We start from the raw sequence: 18,821 nt of genomic DNA, 5'->3' as shown, positions 1-18,821 counted from the left end.
TCGGTCGCCAAGCTGCACGACACGCTCTGCGCCGTCGGTGCCAATGCCCGCGGCATTGATGCCGGCGCGACGGAAATCCGCTCGGCCGCCGACGATCTCGCCCGCCGCACAGAACAGCAGGCAGCCTCGGTCGAAGAGACCGCCGCGGCACTCGAGGAGATCACCACGACGGTCAAGGACTCGGCTCGCCGCGCCGAAGAGGTTGGTGCGCTGGTCGCCCGTACTCGTGCCGGCGCTGAGAAGTCCGGCGAAGTCGTTGCCAACGCCGTAGATGCGATGCATGCGATCGAGAAGTCCTCGGGCGAGATCTCCAACATCATCGGCGTCATCGACGACATCGCCTTCCAGACCAACTTGCTCGCGCTGAATGCCGGCGTCGAGGCGGCCCGTGCCGGTGAAGCCGGCAAGGGTTTTGCGGTCGTCGCCCAGGAAGTGCGTGAACTCGCCCAGCGCTCGGCACAGGCCGCCAAGGAGATCAAGGCGCTGATCACGACCTCGGGAAACCAGGTTCGAAACGGTGTCACGCTGGTCGGCGATACCGGCAAGGCACTGGAGACGATCGTTGCCGAAGTTCATGAGATCAACAAGCATGTGAGCGCGATCGTGACCGCGACGCGCGAGCAGTCGACCGGTCTTCAGGAGATCAACACGGCCGTAAACACCATGGACCAGGGCACGCAACAGAACGCGGCCATGGTCGAGGAACAGACGGCGGCAAGCCATGGCCTGGCGTCGGAAGCAGCCTCGCTCAATGCGCTGCTCGCCCAGTTCAACCTCGGAGAAGGGCAGGGCTCTTACGCAGGTGGGGGTGGATACCGCCGCCGCGCGGCGTGACGACGGATCGGCGTCCGCGAGTCATGCTAAGACGAGTGCAAAAACAAGAGGATAGCACGCAAGCGTGAATCAGTCTGGCAGACGCTTCAAGTCGAACGATAACGAAGGCCCGGGAAACCGGGCTTCTCATTTCTCCAGCGTGACCACCGCCTCGACATGGGCCGACCAGAGGAACTGGTCGATCGGCGTCACCGAGGTGATGCGGTACCCGGCGGCAACGAGGATCGAGAGGTCGCGCGCAAGCGTCACTGGATTGCAGGAGACGGCGACGACCTTCTTGACGCCGGAGCGGGCGATCTCGTGACACTGCACGTCCGCGCCGGCGCGTGGCGGATCGAAGACGACCGCGTCGAAGACCTTCAGTTCCTGCGCCATGAGCGGGCGGCGGAAGAGATCACGCTTCTCGATGGTGACGGGCTTGAGCCCCTGCGTGTTGCGAGCCGCCAGATCAAGCGCCTTCAGCGCCTTGTCTTCGCCTTCGACCGCATGCACCCGCGCCTTGCGGGCGATGCGCAGCGCAAACGTGCCGCAGCCGGCAAAGAGGTCGGCGACGCGCTTGGACTTGCCGAGATGGTCGAGCACCAGCTTCGCCATTGCCTCTTCGGCCTGCGCCGTCGCCTGGGTGAAGCTGCCGGGCGGTGGCGAGACGGAAACACCGCCGAAATCGATGACAGGCTTCACCGGCTCGACAATGATCTCGCCATTGAGGCTGACGCGGGCGATGCCGCGCTCACCGAGCACGGCTTCGACCGTGCGGCGGCGCTCGCGGTCGTCGAGCTTCTTGATGCCATCGACCGAGAGGTCGAGGCCGGAGAGCGTTTCGAGCACGGTGATGCGGAACGGCTCGGCATTGACGGCCATGGCCGCGCCGACTTTGGCAATGGTGGCGAGCTTCGAGACGATACCCGGGCTCGCGATCGGACATTCCGAGATCGCGACGATATGGTGGCTTTCCGCCTGGTTGAAGCCGAGAAGCAGATCCTTCTCGGTCTTGCGGGCGGTGAAGACCGCGCGGCGGCGTTGGCCGGGCTCGGCGGTGATGAGCGGCGCCACCTCGGGTGTGAGCCCTTTCGACTTCAGGGCGGCGATCACCAGATCGCGCTTGAAGCCGTGGTAGAGCGTGTCGGAGGCATGTTGCATCGTGCAGCCGCCGCAGGTGCCGTTGATGCCGTCCGGCCCGAAGTGCCGACAGTGCGGTTCGACGCGCTCGGGTGAGGCTTCTCTCACCGACATCAGCGTGCCGTGCGATTTGTTGACGGCGAGCGCGACGCTTTCGCCGGGCAGGGTGAAGGGTGCATAGATCGGCCCGTCAGGACCTTCGGCAATGCCGTCGCCCTGAGCGCCCAGCCGCTTGATGGTGACGGCTTCAGTGGTCATGGCTTCTTGCCTGCCAGCAGGTATTCGACATTGCCGTCGCCGCCGGCAATAGGCGAGGGGATGAGCCCAAGGCTCTGCCAGCCCATGTCCTCGACGAGCCAGCGCTCGAGTTCGGCGGCGACATCAGGCGCACTGTCGGGATCCTTGAGCAGGCCCGCCTTGCTGATCGCGTCGCGACCCGCCTCGAACTGAGGCTTCACCAGCAGGATGCAGTGCGAACCGGGAAGCGCCATGTCGAGTGCCGGCGGCAGCGCGAGCTTGAGCGAGATGAACGAGACGTCCGAGACGACGAAGGTGACTTCGCGGTCGTCGATGTCCTCCTCGGTCATCGCGCGTGCATTGAGGCCCTCAATGCTGGTGACGCGTTCGTCACCTTCGATGCGCGGATGGATCTGGCCATGGCCGACATCGATCGCAACCACGTGCTCGGCGCCGCGCTTCAACAGCACTTCGGTAAAGCCACCGGTCGAGGCGCCGATATCGAGACAGCTTTGGCCTGCGGGGTCGAGCCCGAAATGATCGAGTGCCGCGACCAGCTTCAGCGCGGCGCGCGAGACATAGTCCTGCGCCGGGTCATCGATGGTGATCGTCACGCTCTCGGCAAACATCGACGCTGCCTTGGTGACCGTGCGGCCGTCGACCTTGACGGTCCCGCGCTGGATTGCGTCACGGGCACGCGCGCGGCTTGCGACCAGCCCCGAGTTCAGCAGCAGCTGATCGAGGCGGACCCGGTTCTTGTGTTCTTCGTTCTGGCGATCTTCTGACATGTGTTTCTCATGGCGACTTGCCGCCGCAATGGCAAGCCCCCTGTGCTCGCAGCCATCGAGCCCTTCCTGCAATTCCGTCCGGAAAAGCAAAAACCCCGGGGACGAGCCGGGGTTTTTGCTTGAAGTCGCACGGAAGCCTCAGCCGGCAGCGCCGATGCCGATATCCTGCTTTTGGCCGAGTGCCTTGAAGACGGTCGAGACGATGCCGGCGCGGTCGAGGCCCGCGGCGGCATACATCGCCTCGGGCTTGGCCTGTTCCATCCAGACGTCGGGCATGACCATCGGGCGAACCTTGAGGCCGCCGTCGAGCAGGCCGTCCTCGGCGAGGAACTGCAGCACGTGGCTGGCAAAGCCGCCGATGGCACCTTCCTCGATGGTGATCAGCACCTCGTGGTTGCGGGCAAGCTCGCGGATGAGGTCATGGTCCAGCGGCTTGGCAAAGCGCGCATCCGCGACCGTGGTCGAAAGGCCGGCGGCGTCGAGGTCTTCGGCGGCCAGCAGACAGTCGGCAAGGCGCGTGCCGAAGGAAAGCAGCGCCACCTTGGAGCCCTCCTTCACGATACGGCCCTTGCCGATCTCGAGGATCTGGCCCCGCTCCGGCATCTCGACGCCAACGCCTTCGCCGCGCGGATAACGGAACGAGATCGGGCCGGCGTCATAGGCAGCAGCCGTGCGCACCATGTGCTTCAGTTCCGCCTCGTCGGCAGCCGCCATCACCACGAAGCCGGGAAGGGTGGCGAGATAGGTCGTGTCGAACGAGCCCGCATGCGTCGGACCGTCGGCGCCGACGAAACCGGCACGGTCGATCGGGAAGCGCACCGGTAGACCCTGGATCGCCACGTCGTGGACCACCTGGTCGTAGCCGCGCTGCAGGAAGGTCGAATAGAGCGCTGCGAACGGCTTGTAGCCTTCGGCGGCAAGGCCGGCGGCAAAGGTTACGGCGTGCTGCTCGGCAATGCCGACATCGAAGCAGCGCGACGGATGGACCTTGGCGAACTTGTCGAGCCCGGTGCCGGACGGCATGGCAGCGGTGACGGCGACGATCTTGTCGTCGAAGCCGGCTTCCTGCGTCAGCGCATCGGCGAAAACAGAGGTATAGGCGGGCGCGTTCGGCTTCGCCTTCGCCTGGGCGCCGGTGATGACGTCGAACTTGTTGACGCCGTGGTACTTGTCGGCGGCAGCTTCCGCCGGCGGATAGCCCTTGCCCTTCTGCGTCACCACATGGATCAGCACCGGACCCTTGGCGTTGTCGCGCACGTTGCGCAGCACCGGCAGCAGATGGTCGAAGGAATGCCCGTCGATCGGGCCGATATGGTAGAAGCCCATCTCTTCGAAGAGCGTACCGCCGGTGACGTAGCCGCGGGCATGCTCGACCGCGCGGGTGATCGCGCGATCGACGGTCTTGCCGAGATACGCGGTCAGTTTCTTGCCGACTTCGCGGATGCCCATATAGGTGCGGCCGGAGGCAAGGCGCGCGAGATAGGCGCTCATCGCGCCGGTCGGCGGCGCGATCGACATGTCGTTGTCGTTGAGGATGACGATCAATCGCGCGTCGAGCGCGCCGGCATTGTTCAGCGCCTCATAGGCCATGCCGGCCGAAAGCGCACCGTCGCCGATGACGGCGATGACATTGCGGTTCTTGCCGTCGAGATCGGCTGCGACCGCCATGCCGAGGCCGGCGGAAATCGAGGTCGAGGAGTGCGCGGCGCCGAAGGGGTCGTATTCGCTCTCGGCGCGGCGGGTAAAGCCCGAGAGGCCGCCTTCCTGACGGAGCGTGCGGATACGATCGCGGCGGCCGGTGAGGATCTTGTGCGGATAGCACTGGTGGCCGACGTCGAAGATCAGCCGGTCATGCGGCGTGTTGAACACCTTGTGGATGGCGATCGTCAGCTCGACGACGCCGAGGCCCGCGCCAAGATGCCCGCCGGTGCGCGACACTGCGTCGATCATTTCTGCCCGGACTTCTCCGGCAAGCTGCGGCAGATCCTTGTCGTCGACCTTCTTCAGATCGTCGGGATAGGTCACCTTGTCGAGCAAGGGAGTAGCCGGCATCGGATTGGTTGGCAGTTGTGTCACGCTGCATGCCTCATGCGCGCCCCAAAGGTCGGGCGCGCGATAGTTGGTGGGTACCGTCGAAGCGGCTCTTTAGACGCAATCGTTGCTGAATGCAAAATTAGGCGTTCCTGCGTCGTCAACCAAGAGACTAGCGCATGATTCTGTGAATCGAAATCGATTCAAGCGCCATGAGGCAATGTTGCGCGGTTTTCCGCATCCATCCTGTGCCACTTTAGGTCGCGGTCAGCCCTCGGGCAGCGGAACGAATTCCTCTTCGTCTCCGGGCACGATGTCGAAGCGTCCGCTGCGCCACTCTTCCTTGGCTTTCTCGATGCGCTCCTTCGAAGACGAAACGAAATTCCACCAGATGTGGCGGGACGACCCGAGCGCAGCACCCCCGAAAAGCATCACGTGACAACCCTGCGGTCCGGCCGTGACCGTGATCTCGTCGCCGGCGCGGAAGACGAGCAGTTGGTTGTCTGCAAAATGATCACCGGCAATGATCGCCTCGCCGGAGAGGATATAGAGCGCGCGCTCTTCCCATTGCGCCGCGAAGGGGGCGCTCTTGCCGGGTGCAATGTTGAGATCGACATAGATCGTGTCGGTGAAGACCGAGACCGGCGACTTCGCGCCCTCGAAGTTGCCGATCACCACCCGCGCCTTGATGCCGTCGTCGCTCATATGCGGCAGCATGCGCTCTTCGGTATGGCTGAAGATCGGGTCGATTTCTTCCTTGTGATCGGGCAGCGCCAGCCAGGTCTGCAGGCCCGAGATCGAACGGTCGTGGCCGCGCTGGTTCTCCGGCGAGCGCTCTGAATGCACGATGCCGCGGCCGGCCGTCATCAGGTTCACGTCGCCGGGACGGATGACCATCTCGGTGCCGAGGCTGTCGCGGTGCTTGATCTCGCCGTCGAAGAGATAGGTGACGGTCGAAAGGCCGATATGCGGGTGCGGGCGCACGTCGATCGCCTCGCCGGCGCGAAGCAATGCCGGGCCCATGCGATCGAAGAAGATGAAGGGGCCGACCAGGCGGCGCTTGGCCGTCGGCAAAGCGCGACGAACCTGCAGCCCGCCGATATCGCTGGTGCGCGGAACGATCAGATGTTCGATGGCGTCGCAGGCGGGCTTGTCGCCGGCGAGCGGGTCGGGGCCTGGAAAGAAAGACATGGCGCGTGCTCCCGTTTTTGCTGTCGCTTCAAGTCCTAACGCCTATGACATCAGGCGGGTAGGGGCGAAGCAAGGACGCAGTGTTTCCGCGCGACGATCAATCCGATCTTGGCAATTCCGGGAAAAGCGTGAAGCGGTTTTCCGCCCGGAATTGCGATGAAACGATCAGTCGGCGTCGAGCGGCTCCACGCCCTGCGGTCTGCCGGCGCGGTCGAGGCGGATCTTTTCGATGCGGTCCTCGGCGGCCTTCAACAGCGCCTCGCAATGCTTCTTCAGCGCTTCGCCGCGCTCGTAGATCTCGATCGACTTGTCGAGGGCGACATCGCCGCGCTCCAGCGCCGAAACGATCCGCTCCAGTTCCTCGACGGCCTGCTCGAAGGAGAGGGCGGAAACGTCCGGTTGCGTAGTGGTGTTCATGCTTACCCTCTCATCAGTCTCAAGATGTGCAGGCCGGCCGATTCGGCCAAGCCCTGAAGGTCATAGCCGCCTTCGAGCAGGCTGACCATGCGGTTGCCGGCGCTGCGATCGGCGATCTCGTGCAGACGCCCGGTCGCCCAGTCGAAATCCTCGGCGACGAGATTGATCTGCGCCAGCGGATCGCGGTGATGCGCGTCGAAGCCGGCGGAGATCAGGATGAAGTCCGGCCGGAAATTGGTGAGTGCTGAAAGCACGCGGCTGCGGAACGCCTCGCGGAAATGTTCACTGCCCATGTTCGGCGACAGCGGCGCGTTGACGACATTGCCCTTGATACCCGTCTCGTCCTTGGCGCCGGTGCCGGGATAGAGCGGCATCTGGTGCGTCGAGCAGAAGAGCACCGAGGGGTCGTCCCAGAAGATGTCCTGCGTGCCGTTGCCGTGGTGCACGTCCCAGTCGACGATCGCGACCCGCTCTGCGCCGTGGACCTTCTGGGCATAGCGGGCGGCGATCGCCACCGTGTTGAAAAGACAGAACCCCATCGCCTTGTTCTTTTCGGCGTGGTGTCCTGGTGGCCGCGCCGCGACGAAGGCGTTGTCGGTCTCGCCGGTAAAGACGGCGTCCACCGCTGCGGTCGCTCCGCCGATCCCGGTTAGCGCCGCGTCGAGGCTCAAGGGGCTGGCATAGGTGTCGGCCTCGAAATGGTTGAGGCCTTCCTCCGGAATGGCGCGCCTGACGGCAGCGAGATGCTCTTCCGGATGTGCGAGCAGGACGAGATCCTCACTCGCCTTCTTCGCCTCGATCCGCTTGAGATCGGAGAAGTTCGGATGTTCGAGCGCAAGGTTCAGCGCCTTCAGCCGGTCCGGCCGCTCAGGATGCCCTTCCGGAACCTCGTGTTCCAGAAAGACCGGATTTTCATAGAGGAACGTGGTCATGCCCGGAACCTAGTGCGCCCACCCTGCAAGGTCCATGGCGAGCCGGTCGAAAGGCGCAATTTTCAACAGCGCGGATCGATGAGCAGCTTGCCGTCGCGGCTCGGATCCGCCTGATGCGCGAGCGCCGCGTCGAGCTTGCTCAGCGGATAGATTTCGGCGATGCGGCTGGAAAAGAGACCCGATCGCAAACCTTCGAAACTCTTGGCAAAGGCCGCTTCGATCACGGGTCGCCCGGCCGAATGCACCCAGGTCCGCAGCCACAGGAAGGAGAAGCGGATGTCCGGCCGCGCCTGGATCGCCGCCTGCGGCACCGGAACGCCGCTGAGCGCCCCATACTGGATGAAGGCGCCGCCCGGTTCGAGCGTGCGCAGAATAAGATCGCCGGCAAACGGACCGCCAACGGCGTCGATGATTGCGTCGAGGCGAAGCTGCGGCACGCGGCCCTCGTCGCCAAACACGATGTGGCCGGGGACCTCGGTTGCCAGCCGCTCGGCGCTGCGCGCGCTGCGGACGATCCCGGTGGCATCCGCGCCTTCGCCGGCCAGCAGCTTCATCAGCATGCCGCCGATCGCCGACCCTGCCGCGGTGACGCCGATACGGCGGCCACCGAGCGGGCCGAAATGTTGGCGCAGCGCCTCGACCAGTTGCAGCGCCGTCAGCGGATTGACGTAGCAGGTGGCCGCATCGGTCTCGCCGATGTCGTCGGGCAGGGCGAAACACCATTCGGCCGGCCGGATCAGATATTCCTGCCAGAGACCGCTGGCACCGATGGGCACCACGCGATCACCGGGTTTCAGCGACGTCACGCCAGGGCCGACGCGCGTCACCGTGCCGAAGCCTTCGAAGCCCGGCACGAAGGGCAGCGTGGTGCGGGCGCTATAGGCGCCAGTCACCGGGATGAGATCGGACGGGTTGATGGCGGCAAGCGACAGCGCCACCTCGACTTCGCCCGCCGCAGGCGCCACGCGCCCGGCATCGACCATCGCAATCACTTGCCGGGGATCACCGAACTGGCTAACGAGGGTGGAGCGCATCGTCAGGGAGCCTCGCATGGACGGCAGGGAGCTGGAGAACGTCACGGAAATCCGTATTCCGTTTCGCGATATAGACATGCACGGCCACATGCACAATGCCGCCTATTATGCCCACGCCGAGGCCGCGCTTTCCAGCCTCTGGCGTCACCGTCCGCATGTGGTGAACGAGCCGAGCTATCTCGTGCGCCGCTCGGCCTGCGTCTATCACCGTGGTCTGCGCTACGACGAACCGGCCCGTCTTACCGTCAACGTGGCGAAGGTCGGCGGCAGCTCGATCAGTTTTGTCGTCAAGGTCGAAGCACGCGGCCAACTTGCTGCCGAAGTCGAGGTCGTCTGGGTCGCGGTCGATCCGCAGCGGCACACGCCGCTGCCGCTGCCGACGGCGACGCGCGAATGGCTGGCGGCCTACTCGGTCTAGCCAAAGCAATTCCAGGAAAAGCGCGAAGCCGTCACAATAGACGACGCTCCAGCTTTCATGGTGTTTTTGGCCCGTCCAGGCAAAAGGCGCCACCCCCTCTGCCCGGCAGGGCAGAGGGGGTGTCTATCTTGTTACCAGACCAGTGTCGCGTACTATCCGAAGCGGTTTTCCGTCCGGAATTGCGCCGCCTAAACCGCGCGAAACAGGGTGACAATGCCCATGCCGCCGCCGACGCCCATCATCGCCAGTCCTTCCGTGCCTTTCGGCGATGCCAGCATCTGCGAGAAAAGCCGGACGGTGAGGATCGCCCCCGAGGCGCCATAGGGATGGCCGAGTGCGATGGCGCCGCCGTCGAGATTGACCCTTTCCGCGGCGATATCGAGTTGGTCGAGGCTGCCGAGCACCTGCGAGGCGAAGGCCTCGTTGAATTCGATGAAATCGACCTTTGCCGGATCGAGCGCGGATTGCCGTGCCTTCAGCTTCTGCATTGCCGGGACCGGGCCAAGCCCGAGCAGATTGGGATCGACGCCCGCGGTCGCCGCATCGACGAATTCGAGTGCGAAGGAGACGCCAAGTCGTTGGGCCTCGGCAAAGGTCGTCACCAGCACCACCGCCGCGCCGTCGTTGATCGGGCAGGCATTGCCGGCCGTTACCGTCCCGCCCTCGACGAAGACCGGCTTTAGCCGTTGCAGCGTCTCCAGCGAAGCATTGGCACGAGGGCACTCATCGCGCGACACAGAGCCTGCCGCCGTTTCGACCGGCACGATTTCGCGGGCGAAGCGGCCGGCAACGGCAGCCTCGACCGCGCGACGGTGGCTTTGAAGCGCAAAGGCGTCCTGACGCTCACGGGAGATCTTGCAGGCGGTCGCGACGTTTTCGGCGGCGACGCCCATATCCGGATCACCGGTCTCGTCTGGTGCCATGCGGGCGCGCTTGACCGGCGCGAGTTCGCCGCCGCGCTCCAGCGGCGGTCTCAGGCGGATATGCGCACGGCTGGCGCTCTCGGTGCCGCCGGCCAGATAGAAACGGCCGGCGCCCGCCTGGATCATCCGTGCGGCAAGGGTGATCGCCTCCAGCCCGGAACCGCATTGGCGGTCGACGGTGACACCCGGCGTCGAGACCGGCAGGCCGGCTTCGAGGGCGGCGAGCCGGGCGAGATTGCCGGCGCTGTTGGCGGCGTTGCCGAGAAGAACGTCGTCGATCTCGCTCGCCTTTACACCGGTATCGCGGAGAATACGGGCGATCAGCGGTGCCGCCAGCTGCGACGGTTCGATATCGCGAAGCGTGCCGTTGACGCGGCCGATCGGTGTGCGCAGAGCAGCGATAATGACAGGTATGCGTGCCGGGTCAGTCGATGAGTTCGAGAGCATCGTTTCCATCCGCGATCCATTGTCTGAGCGTGCCCGCCGCCACCTTGCCCGACTGCGTCATCGGCATATTCAGGCAGAGCCAGATGCGGCGCGGATGCTTATAGCGCGGCAGGTGGGCGGCGAGATGACGCTCAAGCGCTTCTCGATCAAACATACCGCCTTCCGGCTCGATGACGGCGACGAGTTCGCTGCCGAGATCCGGGTGGTCGAGCCCGAGGACGAGAGCGGCGTGCACGCCGGGATCTGCGGTCAGCGCGGCTTCCACTTCCTGCGGGTAGATGTTGTTGCCGCCCGAAAGCACCATGCCGCCGGACCGGCCGAGGAGGTGCAGGGTGCCGCACTCATCGAGGAAGCCGAGATCGCCGACCGTCGCCAGCGACCCGAGACGACGGAAGCCGGCACCATCGGTGGTGCCGACATACCCGTCGGATATGAGGGCGCTGTCGACGAAGATCGTGCCCGTCTCACCGGTTGGCATTTCGCCCCCCCTGTCGTCGCGAATGCTGAGCGCAACACCCGGGAAGGCACGGCCGACGGCGGTGGCCGAAGCGGTGTCGCCGTTGGTAGCAACACTGATGAAGCCCAGTTCCGAGGCGCCGTAATATTCGATGATATCGGCTTGAGGAAACGCGAGTGCCGCGCTGTCGCGATCGTTTTCGGTCAGCTTGGCGCCGGCGACGGTGATCTGGGCGACGGATGTTTGCGACCGGCCGGCGGCTGCAGCGCAGAGCCGCCGCAGCATCGTCGGCACCAGCGCCAGTCGCTTGACCTCTTTCGCCTCGACGATGGACATCGCCCGGGAGGCCTCGAAATGCGCGGCCCCGATGAATTCGGCGCCGGCGACAAGGGTTTCGGCAAGCGCATAAAGTGTCAGCCCGTGCGCGAGCGGACCGGGCGCAAAGGTGCGGGTGGCGCGGTCGATGCCGAAGAAGGCTTCGCCCGTGGCCAAGCTCCTGCGCCACGAACCGCGATCGCGGATGATCGCTTTCGGCGTTCCTGTTGTGCCCGAGGTGAAGACGATCAGGAATGGTTCCGTGTCGTCGCCGATTGCGAGCGGCTTTCGCTCGTTGCCGTCGGTCTCGCGAAAGGTTCGCGTTTTGCCGCTTGCGGGCGCATGGAGCGAGAGGTTGGCGCCATCGGCCCTGACAATGAGATCGGGCGACAAGCGATCGTGCATCGTCTGGCGCGTCGCCTCCGGCAGATGCGGATCGATCAGCGCGACGCAGTTGCCGCTGCTGGTGGCGGCAAGGCAGGCAGCGGCGAAGAGCGGATGATTGCCCGTCTCCAGTGCGATCAGGCGAGAGCGGTCGCCGAGCACGCTGCGGCGTTCGGCAACCAAATCTCCGAAACGTTCGGCAAGTGCGCCGGCGACGCGTGCGAGGTCACCAAAAGTGAAAACCCGGCCCTCGATTTGGAAGGCCGGGGCATGCGGATGGTCTTGCGCGTGGCGATGGATCGCGGCGGCAAACGGCATCGGCTCAGGCGCGGGCCGGCAACAGCGGATAGCCGGCGTAGACCGCGCGTGCGGCAAGCGTCGCGATCGCAGCCTTCAGCAGGTCGCCCGGAATGAAGGCGAGCGAGCCGGCTGCAACGGTCATGAGCGGGGTGCCGGTGACGGCGGAAACCCAGGGCATGCCGATCGCATAGAGCACGACGATGCCGCCGAGGACGGAGGCGAGGAAGAAGCCGATGAACTGGCGCGTTTCGGCCTGGCCTTCGCGCACGGTGCGCTCGGCGATCAGGCCGGTGACGAAGGTGGCAACGACCCAGCCGATGATGAAGCCGCCCGACGGGCCGGCAAAGACCGCAAGGCCGCCGCGGCCGCCCGAAAGCACCGGCAGGCCGATGGCGACCAGCAGCAGGAACAGCAGGAAGGCGAGCGCGCCGCGCCTGGCGCCGAGAATGCAGCCGGCGAGCATGACGCCCATGGATTGCGCAGTGATCGGGACCGGAATGAAGCCGAGCGTGATCGGCGGAATGAAGCCGAGCACGACGACGATCGCGGCGAAGAGGGCGATGAGCACGAGATCTCTGGTATTCATGTAGTTCCGCTTCCCTGTTTTTTAGAATTCGCGAATTTATTGACGGCGAAATCCGCGCGCGTCAATCGCGGCAGCAATCGTGTCGGCATCTTTCAGCGTCAGGATGATCAGCGGCCCTATGATCGTCAACGGCCGGACGGGCAGTCCGCGGGCGCGATGGGCTTTGCGGATTGCCTGATAGCGCGCAAAGATATCCGGGACGAAGCGCAGTACGAGCCCGAGCGCCAGGCTGACATCGGCCGCCTTCAGCCAGCCCAGCCGTTCCAGCGGGCTCAAGAGGATGGTGATCTCGTCCATGAAGGCGCTGATCGTCGTCGTCGCCGTGACGGCGGCTGCAAACAGAACCAGCGCCATCAGCCGCAAGGTTAACGTGGCGACCTCGGCAACGGACAGGTAAAAGAGATTGACGGCCGCCAGAAAGAAGATCGTCAGGAAGACGAAGCCGACGCGCTTCAGCGCCTCCTTGGGCGTGAGGCCGGCGGAGAGATAAAGTGCGGCGGCCACGATGAAGGCGATCGCCTGAACCGCGAGCGAAGCGCTCAAAAAAAGTCCGACGCTCGACGCCACGAGTGCCATCAGCTTCACCCTGACCGGAAGCCGATGGAGCAAGCTGTTACCCTCGATGTGCAGGCTCGTCAGCATCCGGCGATCTCGTGATAGCGGCGGATCGCGTCTTGCGGGTTGCCGTCGAAAGCAAGGCAGCCCTCGTGGAAGAGCAATAGCCGTTCGACATTCTCGACGAGCCCGAGATCATGGGTGATCACCACCGTATCCTCCGGCAGGTCGTCGATCGCCGCGGCGACACGGCGGCGGTTCTTGAGGTCAAGCTGGTTCGTCGGCTCGTCGAGGATCAGGATCTTCGGATCGGTAACGACGACGCTCGCCATGGCGACGAGCTGCGTTTCTCCGCCCGAAAGCTCATGCACGCGCCGCCTTGCCAGGTGTTCGATACCGAAGCGCGAAAGTGCTGCCTGCATGCGGCGGTCGACTTCTTCGCGCGAAAGCCCGCGGTTTTTCAGCCCGAAGGCGATGTCCTCGGCGACGATCGGCATGATCAGCTGGTTGTGCGGGTTCTGGAAGATGAAGCCGGCCTCGGAAAGCACGGCGCGGTCGTCTTTGATCGTATCGAGCCCGTTGACCGTAACGCCGCCGGAGGAAGGCTTCACCAGACCGTTGATCAGCCGGGCGAAGGTTGTCTTGCCGGAACCGTTGAGGCCGATGATGCCGATGCGTTTTTCGTTGAGCGTGAGCGTCAAGGGGTGCAAAGCCACCCGCTCGCCGAAGCGGACCGCGCAATCGGTAAAGCGGATGTCCATTCCGTTCCTCGCTGTCTCCGGCCCGCGCCGTTTTCGGGTTGCTCTATAGGCCAAGTGCGACAACAAGGGCAATGCAGTCCGCGGACCGATGCGGCATTTGAATTATGGGAATAAAAGCCTATTGTTATCGTCATGACGATTCGCCTTTCCAACAGCGACGCCCGTCGCATCTTCCTCGCCAAGCAGGGCCTTTCAGGCGCGCCCAACCGCGCGCTCGGCAAGGAAGGCCTCTTGAAGCTCATCCACGACATCGGCTTCGTGCAGGTAGACAGCATCGCCACGGTGGAGCGCGCCCATCACCAGATCCTGTTTTCCCGCAACCAGACCTATCGTCGAGAGCATCTGACGGCGCTGCTGGAGGACGATCGCGACCTCTTCGAGCATTGGACCCACGATGCCTCGATCATTCCAAGCAGCTTCTTCCGCTATTGGAAGCACCGCTTCAAATGGGAAGGTGAGACGATCGTCGAGCGGTGGAAGGCGTGGCGTGGCGAAGGCTTTGAAAAAGGCTGCGACGACACTTATCAGCGTATTGCCGAAGGCGGCCCGGTGCTCGCCCGAGACTTGAAGGAAGCCGAACACCAGTCTGGCGGCTGGTGGAACTGGCATCCGTCGAAGACGGCGCTGGAAGTGCTGTGGCGCACGGGCAAGCTGGCGATCGCGCGGCGCGAGAATTTCCAGAAGGTCTACGATCTCACGGAAAGAGTGATCCCGCCGCACCACAACGAGGATGACGTCAGCCATCCGGAGTTCATCGACTGGGCTTGCCGCAGTGCGCTGGAGCGTCTCGGCTTTGCCACCCATGGCGAGATTGCCGCCTTCTGGGATCTGGTGTCGCCCGAGGAGGCCAAGACCTGGGTGGCGGAACATCGCGACGAACTCGTGGAAGTGCAGATCGAAGCGATCGATGGTGGACGCCCGCGTGTCGCCTACGCCTTCGCTGGATTCCCGGACGCACTTGGCGATATCCCTGAGCCGCCGGGCCGGGTGCGGGTGCTGAGCCCCTTCGATCCGCTGCTGCGCGACCGCAATCGTACCGAGCGCCTGTTCGGGTTCTATTATCGCATCGAGATCTTCGTGCCCGAGGCCAAGCGCGAATATGGCTATTACGTCTTCCCGCTGATCGAGGGCGACCGGTTGATCGGCCGCATCGACATGAAGGCGGACCGCAAGCGCGGCAGCCTCGATGTCCGCAAGCTCTGGCTCGAAAAGGGCGTCCGCGCCTCGGCAGGGCGCCTGGAACGCATCGATGCCGAGCTCGATCGGGTTGCCCGCTTCGCCGGCGTCGAGCGGGTGGAACGGCTCGACGGCTGGAATACGTCGCTGTAGCGACTTGAGCTGCTGCATGCTTGTGTCGATCAGTGCGGATCGCGGAAACATGCGGCCTGTGATATTTTCCTTGGCTTGAACCCGCCGCCTTCCTAAATGGAGGCGATAGAAATTCCTGACGCGGGAGCGTGCCACTATGAACACCGATCTGATGAGCCTCTTCGATGCCGACGAGGCAACGGTCCGCAAGGTTCTCTCGGAAACGCTCGCCGGTGCCGACGACGGCGAACTGTTCCTCGAACATGCGCAGGCCGAGGTGCTTTCCTTCGACAACGGCCGGCTCAAGGGCGGCAGCTTCAATACCGACCAGGGTTTTGGCTTGCGCGCCGTTGCCGGCGAAGCGGTCGGCTACGCGCATTCCGGCGAACTTTCGCTTTCGGCGCTCCGCCGTGCTTCCGATGCGGTGGCGCAGGTGACGCGCGGTTATGCCGGTTCCTATGCCGCAGCCCCTCAGCGCACCAACAAGAAACTCTACGGCGACGAAAACCCGATCGGCGAACCGAGCTTCGAGGCGAAGGTCGCGCTGCTCCAGGAAATCGACGCCTATCTGCGCGCCAAGGATCCGAAGGTCCGTCAGGTGACGGCGACCATCGCCGCTAGCTGGCAGGTCGTCGACATCCTTCGCGCCGATGGCCACCGCGTCCATGACGTCCGGCCGATGACCCGCATCAACATCTCCGTCGTCACCGGCGAAGGCGATCGCCAGGAAAGCGGCTCCTTCGGCACCGGCGGGCGTCGCGGCTTCGGCGATTTCGTCACCGCGGAAAACTGGAAGCAGGGCGCCGACGAGGCGCTGCGCCAGGCACTCGTCAATCTCGAAGCGATCGATGCGCCCGCCGGCACCATGGACGTGGTGCTTGCCTCCGGCTGGCCGGGCGTCATGCTACACGAAGCCGTCGGCCATGGCCTGGAAGGGGACTTCAACCGCAAGAAGACCTCGGCTTTTGCCGGCCTGCTGGGCCAGCAGGTGGCCGCCAAGGGCGTGACGGTCGTCGACGACGGCACCATCGAGGCCCGCCGCGGCTCGATTTCGATCGACGACGAGGGCACGCCGTCCGGCTACAACGTGCTGATCGAGGACGGCAAGCTCGTCGGCTACATGCAGGACCGGCAGAACGCCCGGCTGATGGGAATGCAGCCGACCGGCAACGGCCGTCGCCAGGGCTATGCCCATGTGCCGATGCCGCGCATGACCAATACCTACATGCTCTCCGGCGACAAAACGCCGGAGGAAATCATCGCCTCGGTCAAGAAGGGCATCTATGCCGTCTCCTTCGGCGGCGGCCAGGTGGACATCACCTCCGGCAAGTTCGTCTTCGGCTGCACCGAGGCCTACCTGATCGAAAACGGCAAGATCGGCGCACCGGTGAAGGGTGCGATGTTGATCGGCAACGGTCCGGACGCGATGAAGCGTGTCACCATGGTCGGCAACGACACCAAGCTCGACACCGGCATCGGCAATTGCGGCAAGGCCGGCCAATGGGTACCGGTCGGCGTCGGCCAGCCGCATCTGCGCATGGATCAGATCACCGTCGGCGGCACGCAGGCGTAAGGTCCGATGGCGGTCTTCAAGCTGTCCTTTCTGTCGCCGAAGACCGCCACACCGACGCACGAACTGCGGTTTGATCGCGATGCCACCGAGATCGCGCGGGCGTTGGACCTGCAAAACGGCGTCTTCCCGGATCATGCCTGCTACCGTCTGGATCAAGACGACCTGACGCTGCTGGCGTCGGCCGTCGGGCTTGCCTTGCCAGAAACAGGCGAGGAAGCTGAGCTTCGGCGGCCGCATGCGCTCGATACCGTGCCCTATCTGGTGCACACCGGCTATGAGCTTCCGCTGATGCTGGAAGGGCGCAAGCCCTTCGCCTTCTTCAGCGACGATGCCGCGTCGCCCTGGCTTGCCGAAACCAAAGAGTTGTTCGCGCCACACGTTGCCGACGGAACTTTGCTTGCGGACATGTTCGAGTTCTCGCGGATGTGCCCGACAACGACCGGTGGCGAGAAGGAGCAGAGGGTTCTCTACCTCACCTATGCGTTGCCGGGGGAAGAGTGGCGTTTCGAGCGCTTCAGGCAACGCTGCCACCAGCTCTTTTGCAATTGGCGCCCATGGACGGCAGAAGACGAGCGCGAGGAGGGGCTGCTGCTTGGCTATAGCCAGGAGCAGTGCGACTGCTGGCTCGCCAACCGCTTCCGTAGAGCCGTCGTGCAAGAGTGACGAAGGCTCTGAGACCGGCGGCCAATCAGCCGCGCGACGGCAGCATCATGCAGTCATAGGAGCGCTCTTTGAGGGCATCGCAGGCTGCTGCTGCCGCGTCGCGGCTCGAAAAGCCGACGAAGCGGGCGCGGTAGATCGCTTTGGCACCCTTACCGACGGCTTCCGTGTAGGGCGTGGCGCCCGCGAGCGGCGCACCGGCTTCCGAGCGCGCCTGCGCCAGCAGCATGCGCGCAGCCTCTGCGGATGGCGCCGCCGAAATCTGGATCTGCCAGCCGCCTGACGCAGCCGGAACTGCAGCCGTCGTTTCGATCTCGGCAAGCTCCGTCGGCCGTTCCGCGGGGATGGCGGCCGTCGATGTCGCTGTAATCAGGGCAGCAACCGAATCCCGCTTGGCCCGCTGCGGTGCGGTGTAGGGCATCGGAACCTCGGATGTCGCGACCGCGGCTACTTCGACGGGGGCTTCAATCGTCTTGCCGCCGCGCTTGGATGCCACCAGCTGCCGTCCGCCCTTGGCTGCCTTGCCGACATGGCGATCGAGAAGGGCCGCCATCTTGGCGTCGCGGCTGCGCGCCGTCTTGCCGCCGAGAACGACGCCGACCACCCGGCGATTGCCGTCCTTGACGGCGCTGACGAGGTTGAAGCCGGAGGCATTGGTGTAGCCGGTCTTGATGCCGTCCATGCCGTCGTAGCGGTACATCAGGTTGTTGTGCCCCCGCACCTTGCGGCCGCGGAAATTGAAGCTTTCGGTCGCAAACAGCCGGTACTCCCTGGGGAAGTCGCGCATCAGCGCCACGGCGAGCGTCGACATTTCACGCGCCGTCGTCACCTGCTTGCTGGCAGGCAGGCCGGAGGCATTGATGAAGATGGTCTTGCTCATGCCGAGCTGACGCGCCTTGGCGGTCATCATGCGGGCGAAATTCGCCTCGGAGCCGCCGAGCTTCTCGGCCATCGCTGCCGCGGCATCGTTGCCCGAGCGCACGATCATGCCGAGGACCGCCTCGCGCACCGTGATCGTCATGCCGGATTTGAGGCCGAGCCGCATCGGCGGCTTGGCGGCCGCCGCCTTCGAAACCTTGATCTTGCTGTCCCAGGAAAGCTTGCCGCTCTTCAGCGCCTCGAAGGCCATGTAGACCGTCATCATCTTGGTCAGGGAGGCCGGATGGTTGAGGACGTCGGGGTTTTCCGATGAAAGGACCTTGCCGGTGCGCGCATCGAGCACCAGCGAGGCGCTTCCGGCGACGGCTGTCGCCGTCCCGAGCGCCAGTGCGAAGGTCGCCAGCAGGAGGCAGCGCAAAGTTTTCATATCGATCCCCGTCGAGTGGCGCCCTCGGCAAGGCGCAAAGCTGTTTCGTTTTGTGACAAGATCCGTGTCTTTGCTGCAACTTTAGGGCGGAATGTGGCGAGCCGACCTTGTTTTCGAGGTTGTGGTAAATGGCCGATGAACGCTCTCCCCGTTCAACAAGGTTTAACGCCCTCGCCGTTAACTTTCCAGGCTGTTAGTCCGCGCCGGAACCTCGCGGGCCAGATTTGGGGGCGACCATCAAGGGC

General features: G+C 64.6%; 17 protein-coding genes and 1 pseudogene. 5 read left to right on the top strand and 13 right to left on the bottom strand.

The window, feature by feature from the left end; translation table 11 throughout:
• Positions 1-834, top strand: a pseudogene (gene mcpU, locus BLU15_RS07195) (methyl-accepting chemotaxis protein McpU); the annotation flags it as partial.
• Positions 835-960: 126 nt separating this feature from the next.
• On the opposite strand, the gene BLU15_RS07190 reads toward mcpU, so the two are convergent.
• From BLU15_RS07190 to BLU15_RS07160, 7 genes are all read right to left on the bottom strand, one after another.
• Positions 961-2,211: a class I SAM-dependent RNA methyltransferase gene (locus tag BLU15_RS07190; protein ID WP_034801145.1), complete on the bottom strand. Its 1,251-nt coding sequence runs from the start codon at positions 2,209-2,211 to the stop codon at positions 961-963.
• Positions 2,208-2,978, bottom strand: a complete 771-nt coding sequence (locus BLU15_RS07185; RefSeq protein WP_060584131.1) for a TlyA family RNA methyltransferase — start codon at positions 2,976-2,978, stop codon at positions 2,208-2,210. The genes BLU15_RS07190 and BLU15_RS07185 overlap by 4 nt, the downstream gene beginning before the upstream one ends.
• A 138-nt stretch (positions 2,979-3,116) precedes the next feature.
• Positions 3,117-5,030, bottom strand: a complete 1,914-nt coding sequence (dxs, locus tag BLU15_RS07180) for a 1-deoxy-D-xylulose-5-phosphate synthase (RefSeq protein ID WP_176960274.1) — start codon at positions 5,028-5,030, stop codon at positions 3,117-3,119.
• Positions 5,031-5,276: 246 nt separating this feature from the next.
• A complete protein-coding gene (locus BLU15_RS07175) occupies positions 5,277-6,200 on the bottom strand; it encodes a pirin family protein (protein ID WP_060516327.1) in 924 nt (307 codons plus the stop codon).
• A gap of 165 nt (positions 6,201-6,365) precedes the next feature.
• Positions 6,366-6,617, bottom strand: a complete 252-nt coding sequence (locus BLU15_RS07170) for an exodeoxyribonuclease VII small subunit (RefSeq protein WP_034801154.1) — start codon at positions 6,615-6,617, stop codon at positions 6,366-6,368.
• Positions 6,618-6,619: 2 nt separating this feature from the next.
• Positions 6,620-7,549 (bottom strand): histone deacetylase family protein, encoded by a 930-nt coding sequence (locus tag BLU15_RS07165; protein WP_060516323.1) that lies wholly within the window; start codon positions 7,547-7,549, stop codon positions 6,620-6,622.
• A gap of 62 nt (positions 7,550-7,611) precedes the next feature.
• Positions 7,612-8,583 carry a zinc-dependent alcohol dehydrogenase family protein gene (locus tag BLU15_RS07160; RefSeq protein ID WP_090294788.1) on the bottom strand — a complete coding sequence of 324 codons (972 nt, stop codon included), beginning with the start codon at positions 8,581-8,583 and terminating at the stop codon, positions 7,612-7,614.
• A gap of 16 nt (positions 8,584-8,599) precedes the next feature.
• Between BLU15_RS07160 and BLU15_RS07155 the strand changes: the two genes are divergently transcribed.
• The gene (locus tag BLU15_RS07155) at positions 8,600-9,001 is read left to right on the top strand and encodes an acyl-CoA thioesterase (protein WP_034801160.1); all 402 of its coding nucleotides are present in this window, start codon (positions 8,600-8,602) and stop codon (positions 8,999-9,001) included.
• A 188-nt stretch (positions 9,002-9,189) separates the two neighbouring features.
• Here the strand turns inward: BLU15_RS07155 and BLU15_RS07150 are convergent, their stop codons facing one another.
• Genes BLU15_RS07150 through BLU15_RS07130 form a run of 5 tightly spaced genes read right to left on the bottom strand, consistent with a single transcriptional unit; the run spans position 9,190 to position 13,729 of the window.
• Positions 9,190-10,371, bottom strand: coding sequence for a thiolase family protein (locus BLU15_RS07150; RefSeq protein ID WP_090294786.1), 1,182 nt, complete (start codon positions 10,369-10,371; stop codon positions 9,190-9,192).
• The gene (locus BLU15_RS07145; protein WP_090294784.1) at positions 10,349-11,845 is read right to left on the bottom strand and encodes a class I adenylate-forming enzyme family protein; all 1,497 of its coding nucleotides are present in this window, start codon (positions 11,843-11,845) and stop codon (positions 10,349-10,351) included. The genes BLU15_RS07150 and BLU15_RS07145 overlap by 23 nt, the downstream gene beginning before the upstream one ends.
• Before the next feature lie 4 nt (positions 11,846-11,849).
• The gene (locus BLU15_RS07140; RefSeq protein ID WP_060584143.1) at positions 11,850-12,413 is read right to left on the bottom strand and encodes a biotin transporter BioY; all 564 of its coding nucleotides are present in this window, start codon (positions 12,411-12,413) and stop codon (positions 11,850-11,852) included.
• A 36-nt stretch (positions 12,414-12,449) separates the two neighbouring features.
• On the bottom strand, positions 12,450-13,055 hold the full coding sequence (locus BLU15_RS07135; RefSeq protein WP_090294783.1) for an energy-coupling factor transporter transmembrane component T family protein: 606 nt from the start codon (positions 13,053-13,055) through the stop codon (positions 12,450-12,452).
• On the bottom strand, positions 13,049-13,729 hold the full coding sequence (locus BLU15_RS07130; RefSeq protein WP_090294781.1) for an energy-coupling factor ABC transporter ATP-binding protein: 681 nt from the start codon (positions 13,727-13,729) through the stop codon (positions 13,049-13,051). Before BLU15_RS07130 ends, BLU15_RS07135 begins: the two co-directional genes overlap by 7 nt.
• Positions 13,730-13,861: 132 nt before the next feature.
• Here BLU15_RS07130 and BLU15_RS07125 point away from each other — a divergent pair, with 132 nt between their 5' ends.
• From BLU15_RS07125 to BLU15_RS07115, 3 genes are all read left to right on the top strand, one after another.
• Complete coding sequence (locus tag BLU15_RS07125; protein WP_034801172.1) at positions 13,862-15,058, top strand: winged helix-turn-helix domain-containing protein; 1,197 nt, start codon at positions 13,862-13,864, stop codon at positions 15,056-15,058.
• A 136-nt stretch (positions 15,059-15,194) separates the two neighbouring features.
• Positions 15,195-16,610, top strand: coding sequence for a metalloprotease TldD (gene tldD, locus BLU15_RS07120; RefSeq protein ID WP_034801178.1), 1,416 nt, complete (start codon positions 15,195-15,197; stop codon positions 16,608-16,610).
• 6 nt (positions 16,611-16,616) lie between these two features.
• A complete protein-coding gene (locus BLU15_RS07115) occupies positions 16,617-17,273 on the top strand; it encodes a hypothetical protein (RefSeq protein ID WP_090294779.1) in 657 nt (218 codons plus the stop codon).
• 25 nt (positions 17,274-17,298) lie between these two features.
• Here BLU15_RS07115 and BLU15_RS07110 read toward each other — a convergent pair whose 3' ends face one another.
• Positions 17,299-18,576, bottom strand: a complete 1,278-nt coding sequence (locus BLU15_RS07110; protein WP_090294778.1) for a D-alanyl-D-alanine carboxypeptidase family protein — start codon at positions 18,574-18,576, stop codon at positions 17,299-17,301.
• Positions 18,577-18,821 lie beyond the last annotated feature (245 nt).

It is taken from the genome of Ensifer sp. YR511 (assembly GCF_900103045.1).
GTDB classification, from domain to species: Bacteria; Pseudomonadota; Alphaproteobacteria; order Rhizobiales; family Rhizobiaceae; genus Ensifer; species Ensifer adhaerens.
The sequence above is the reverse complement of the archived record's forward strand: the minus strand, read 5'-3'. Positions and strand labels throughout refer to the sequence as shown.

Excerpts from the sequence above, each read along its gene's own strand:
- BLU15_RS07190 (WP_034801145.1), bottom strand. The coding sequence starts at position 2,211 with ATGACCACTGAAGCCGTCACCATCAAGCGGCTGGGCGCTCAGGGCGAC.
- BLU15_RS07185 (WP_060584131.1), bottom strand. The coding sequence starts at position 2,978 with ATGTCAGAAGATCGCCAGAACGAAGAACACAAGAACCGGGTCCGCCTC.
- dxs (WP_176960274.1), bottom strand. The coding sequence starts at position 5,030 with ATGCCGGCTACTCCCTTGCTCGACAAGGTGACCTATCCCGACGATCTG.
- BLU15_RS07175 (WP_060516327.1), bottom strand. The coding sequence starts at position 6,200 with ATGTCTTTCTTTCCAGGCCCCGACCCGCTCGCCGGCGACAAGCCCGCC.
- BLU15_RS07170 (WP_034801154.1), bottom strand. The coding sequence starts at position 6,617 with ATGAACACCACTACGCAACCGGACGTTTCCGCCCTCTCCTTCGAGCAG.
- BLU15_RS07165 (WP_060516323.1), bottom strand. The coding sequence starts at position 7,549 with ATGACCACGTTCCTCTATGAAAATCCGGTCTTTCTGGAACACGAGGTT.
- BLU15_RS07160 (WP_090294788.1), bottom strand. The coding sequence starts at position 8,583 with ATGCGCTCCACCCTCGTTAGCCAGTTCGGTGATCCCCGGCAAGTGATT.
- BLU15_RS07155 (WP_034801160.1), top strand. The coding sequence starts at position 8,600 with ATGGACGGCAGGGAGCTGGAGAACGTCACGGAAATCCGTATTCCGTTT.
- BLU15_RS07150 (WP_090294786.1), bottom strand. The coding sequence starts at position 10,371 with ATGCTCTCGAACTCATCGACTGACCCGGCACGCATACCTGTCATTATC.
- BLU15_RS07145 (WP_090294784.1), bottom strand. The coding sequence starts at position 11,845 with ATGCCGTTTGCCGCCGCGATCCATCGCCACGCGCAAGACCATCCGCAT.
- BLU15_RS07140 (WP_060584143.1), bottom strand. The coding sequence starts at position 12,413 with ATGAATACCAGAGATCTCGTGCTCATCGCCCTCTTCGCCGCGATCGTC.
- BLU15_RS07135 (WP_090294783.1), bottom strand. The coding sequence starts at position 13,055 with ATGCTGACGAGCCTGCACATCGAGGGTAACAGCTTGCTCCATCGGCTT.
- BLU15_RS07130 (WP_090294781.1), bottom strand. The coding sequence starts at position 13,729 with ATGGACATCCGCTTTACCGATTGCGCGGTCCGCTTCGGCGAGCGGGTG.
- BLU15_RS07125 (WP_034801172.1), top strand. The coding sequence starts at position 13,862 with ATGACGATTCGCCTTTCCAACAGCGACGCCCGTCGCATCTTCCTCGCC.
- tldD (WP_034801178.1), top strand. The coding sequence starts at position 15,195 with ATGAACACCGATCTGATGAGCCTCTTCGATGCCGACGAGGCAACGGTC.
- BLU15_RS07115 (WP_090294779.1), top strand. The coding sequence starts at position 16,617 with ATGGCGGTCTTCAAGCTGTCCTTTCTGTCGCCGAAGACCGCCACACCG.
- BLU15_RS07110 (WP_090294778.1), bottom strand. The coding sequence starts at position 18,576 with ATGAAAACTTTGCGCTGCCTCCTGCTGGCGACCTTCGCACTGGCGCTC.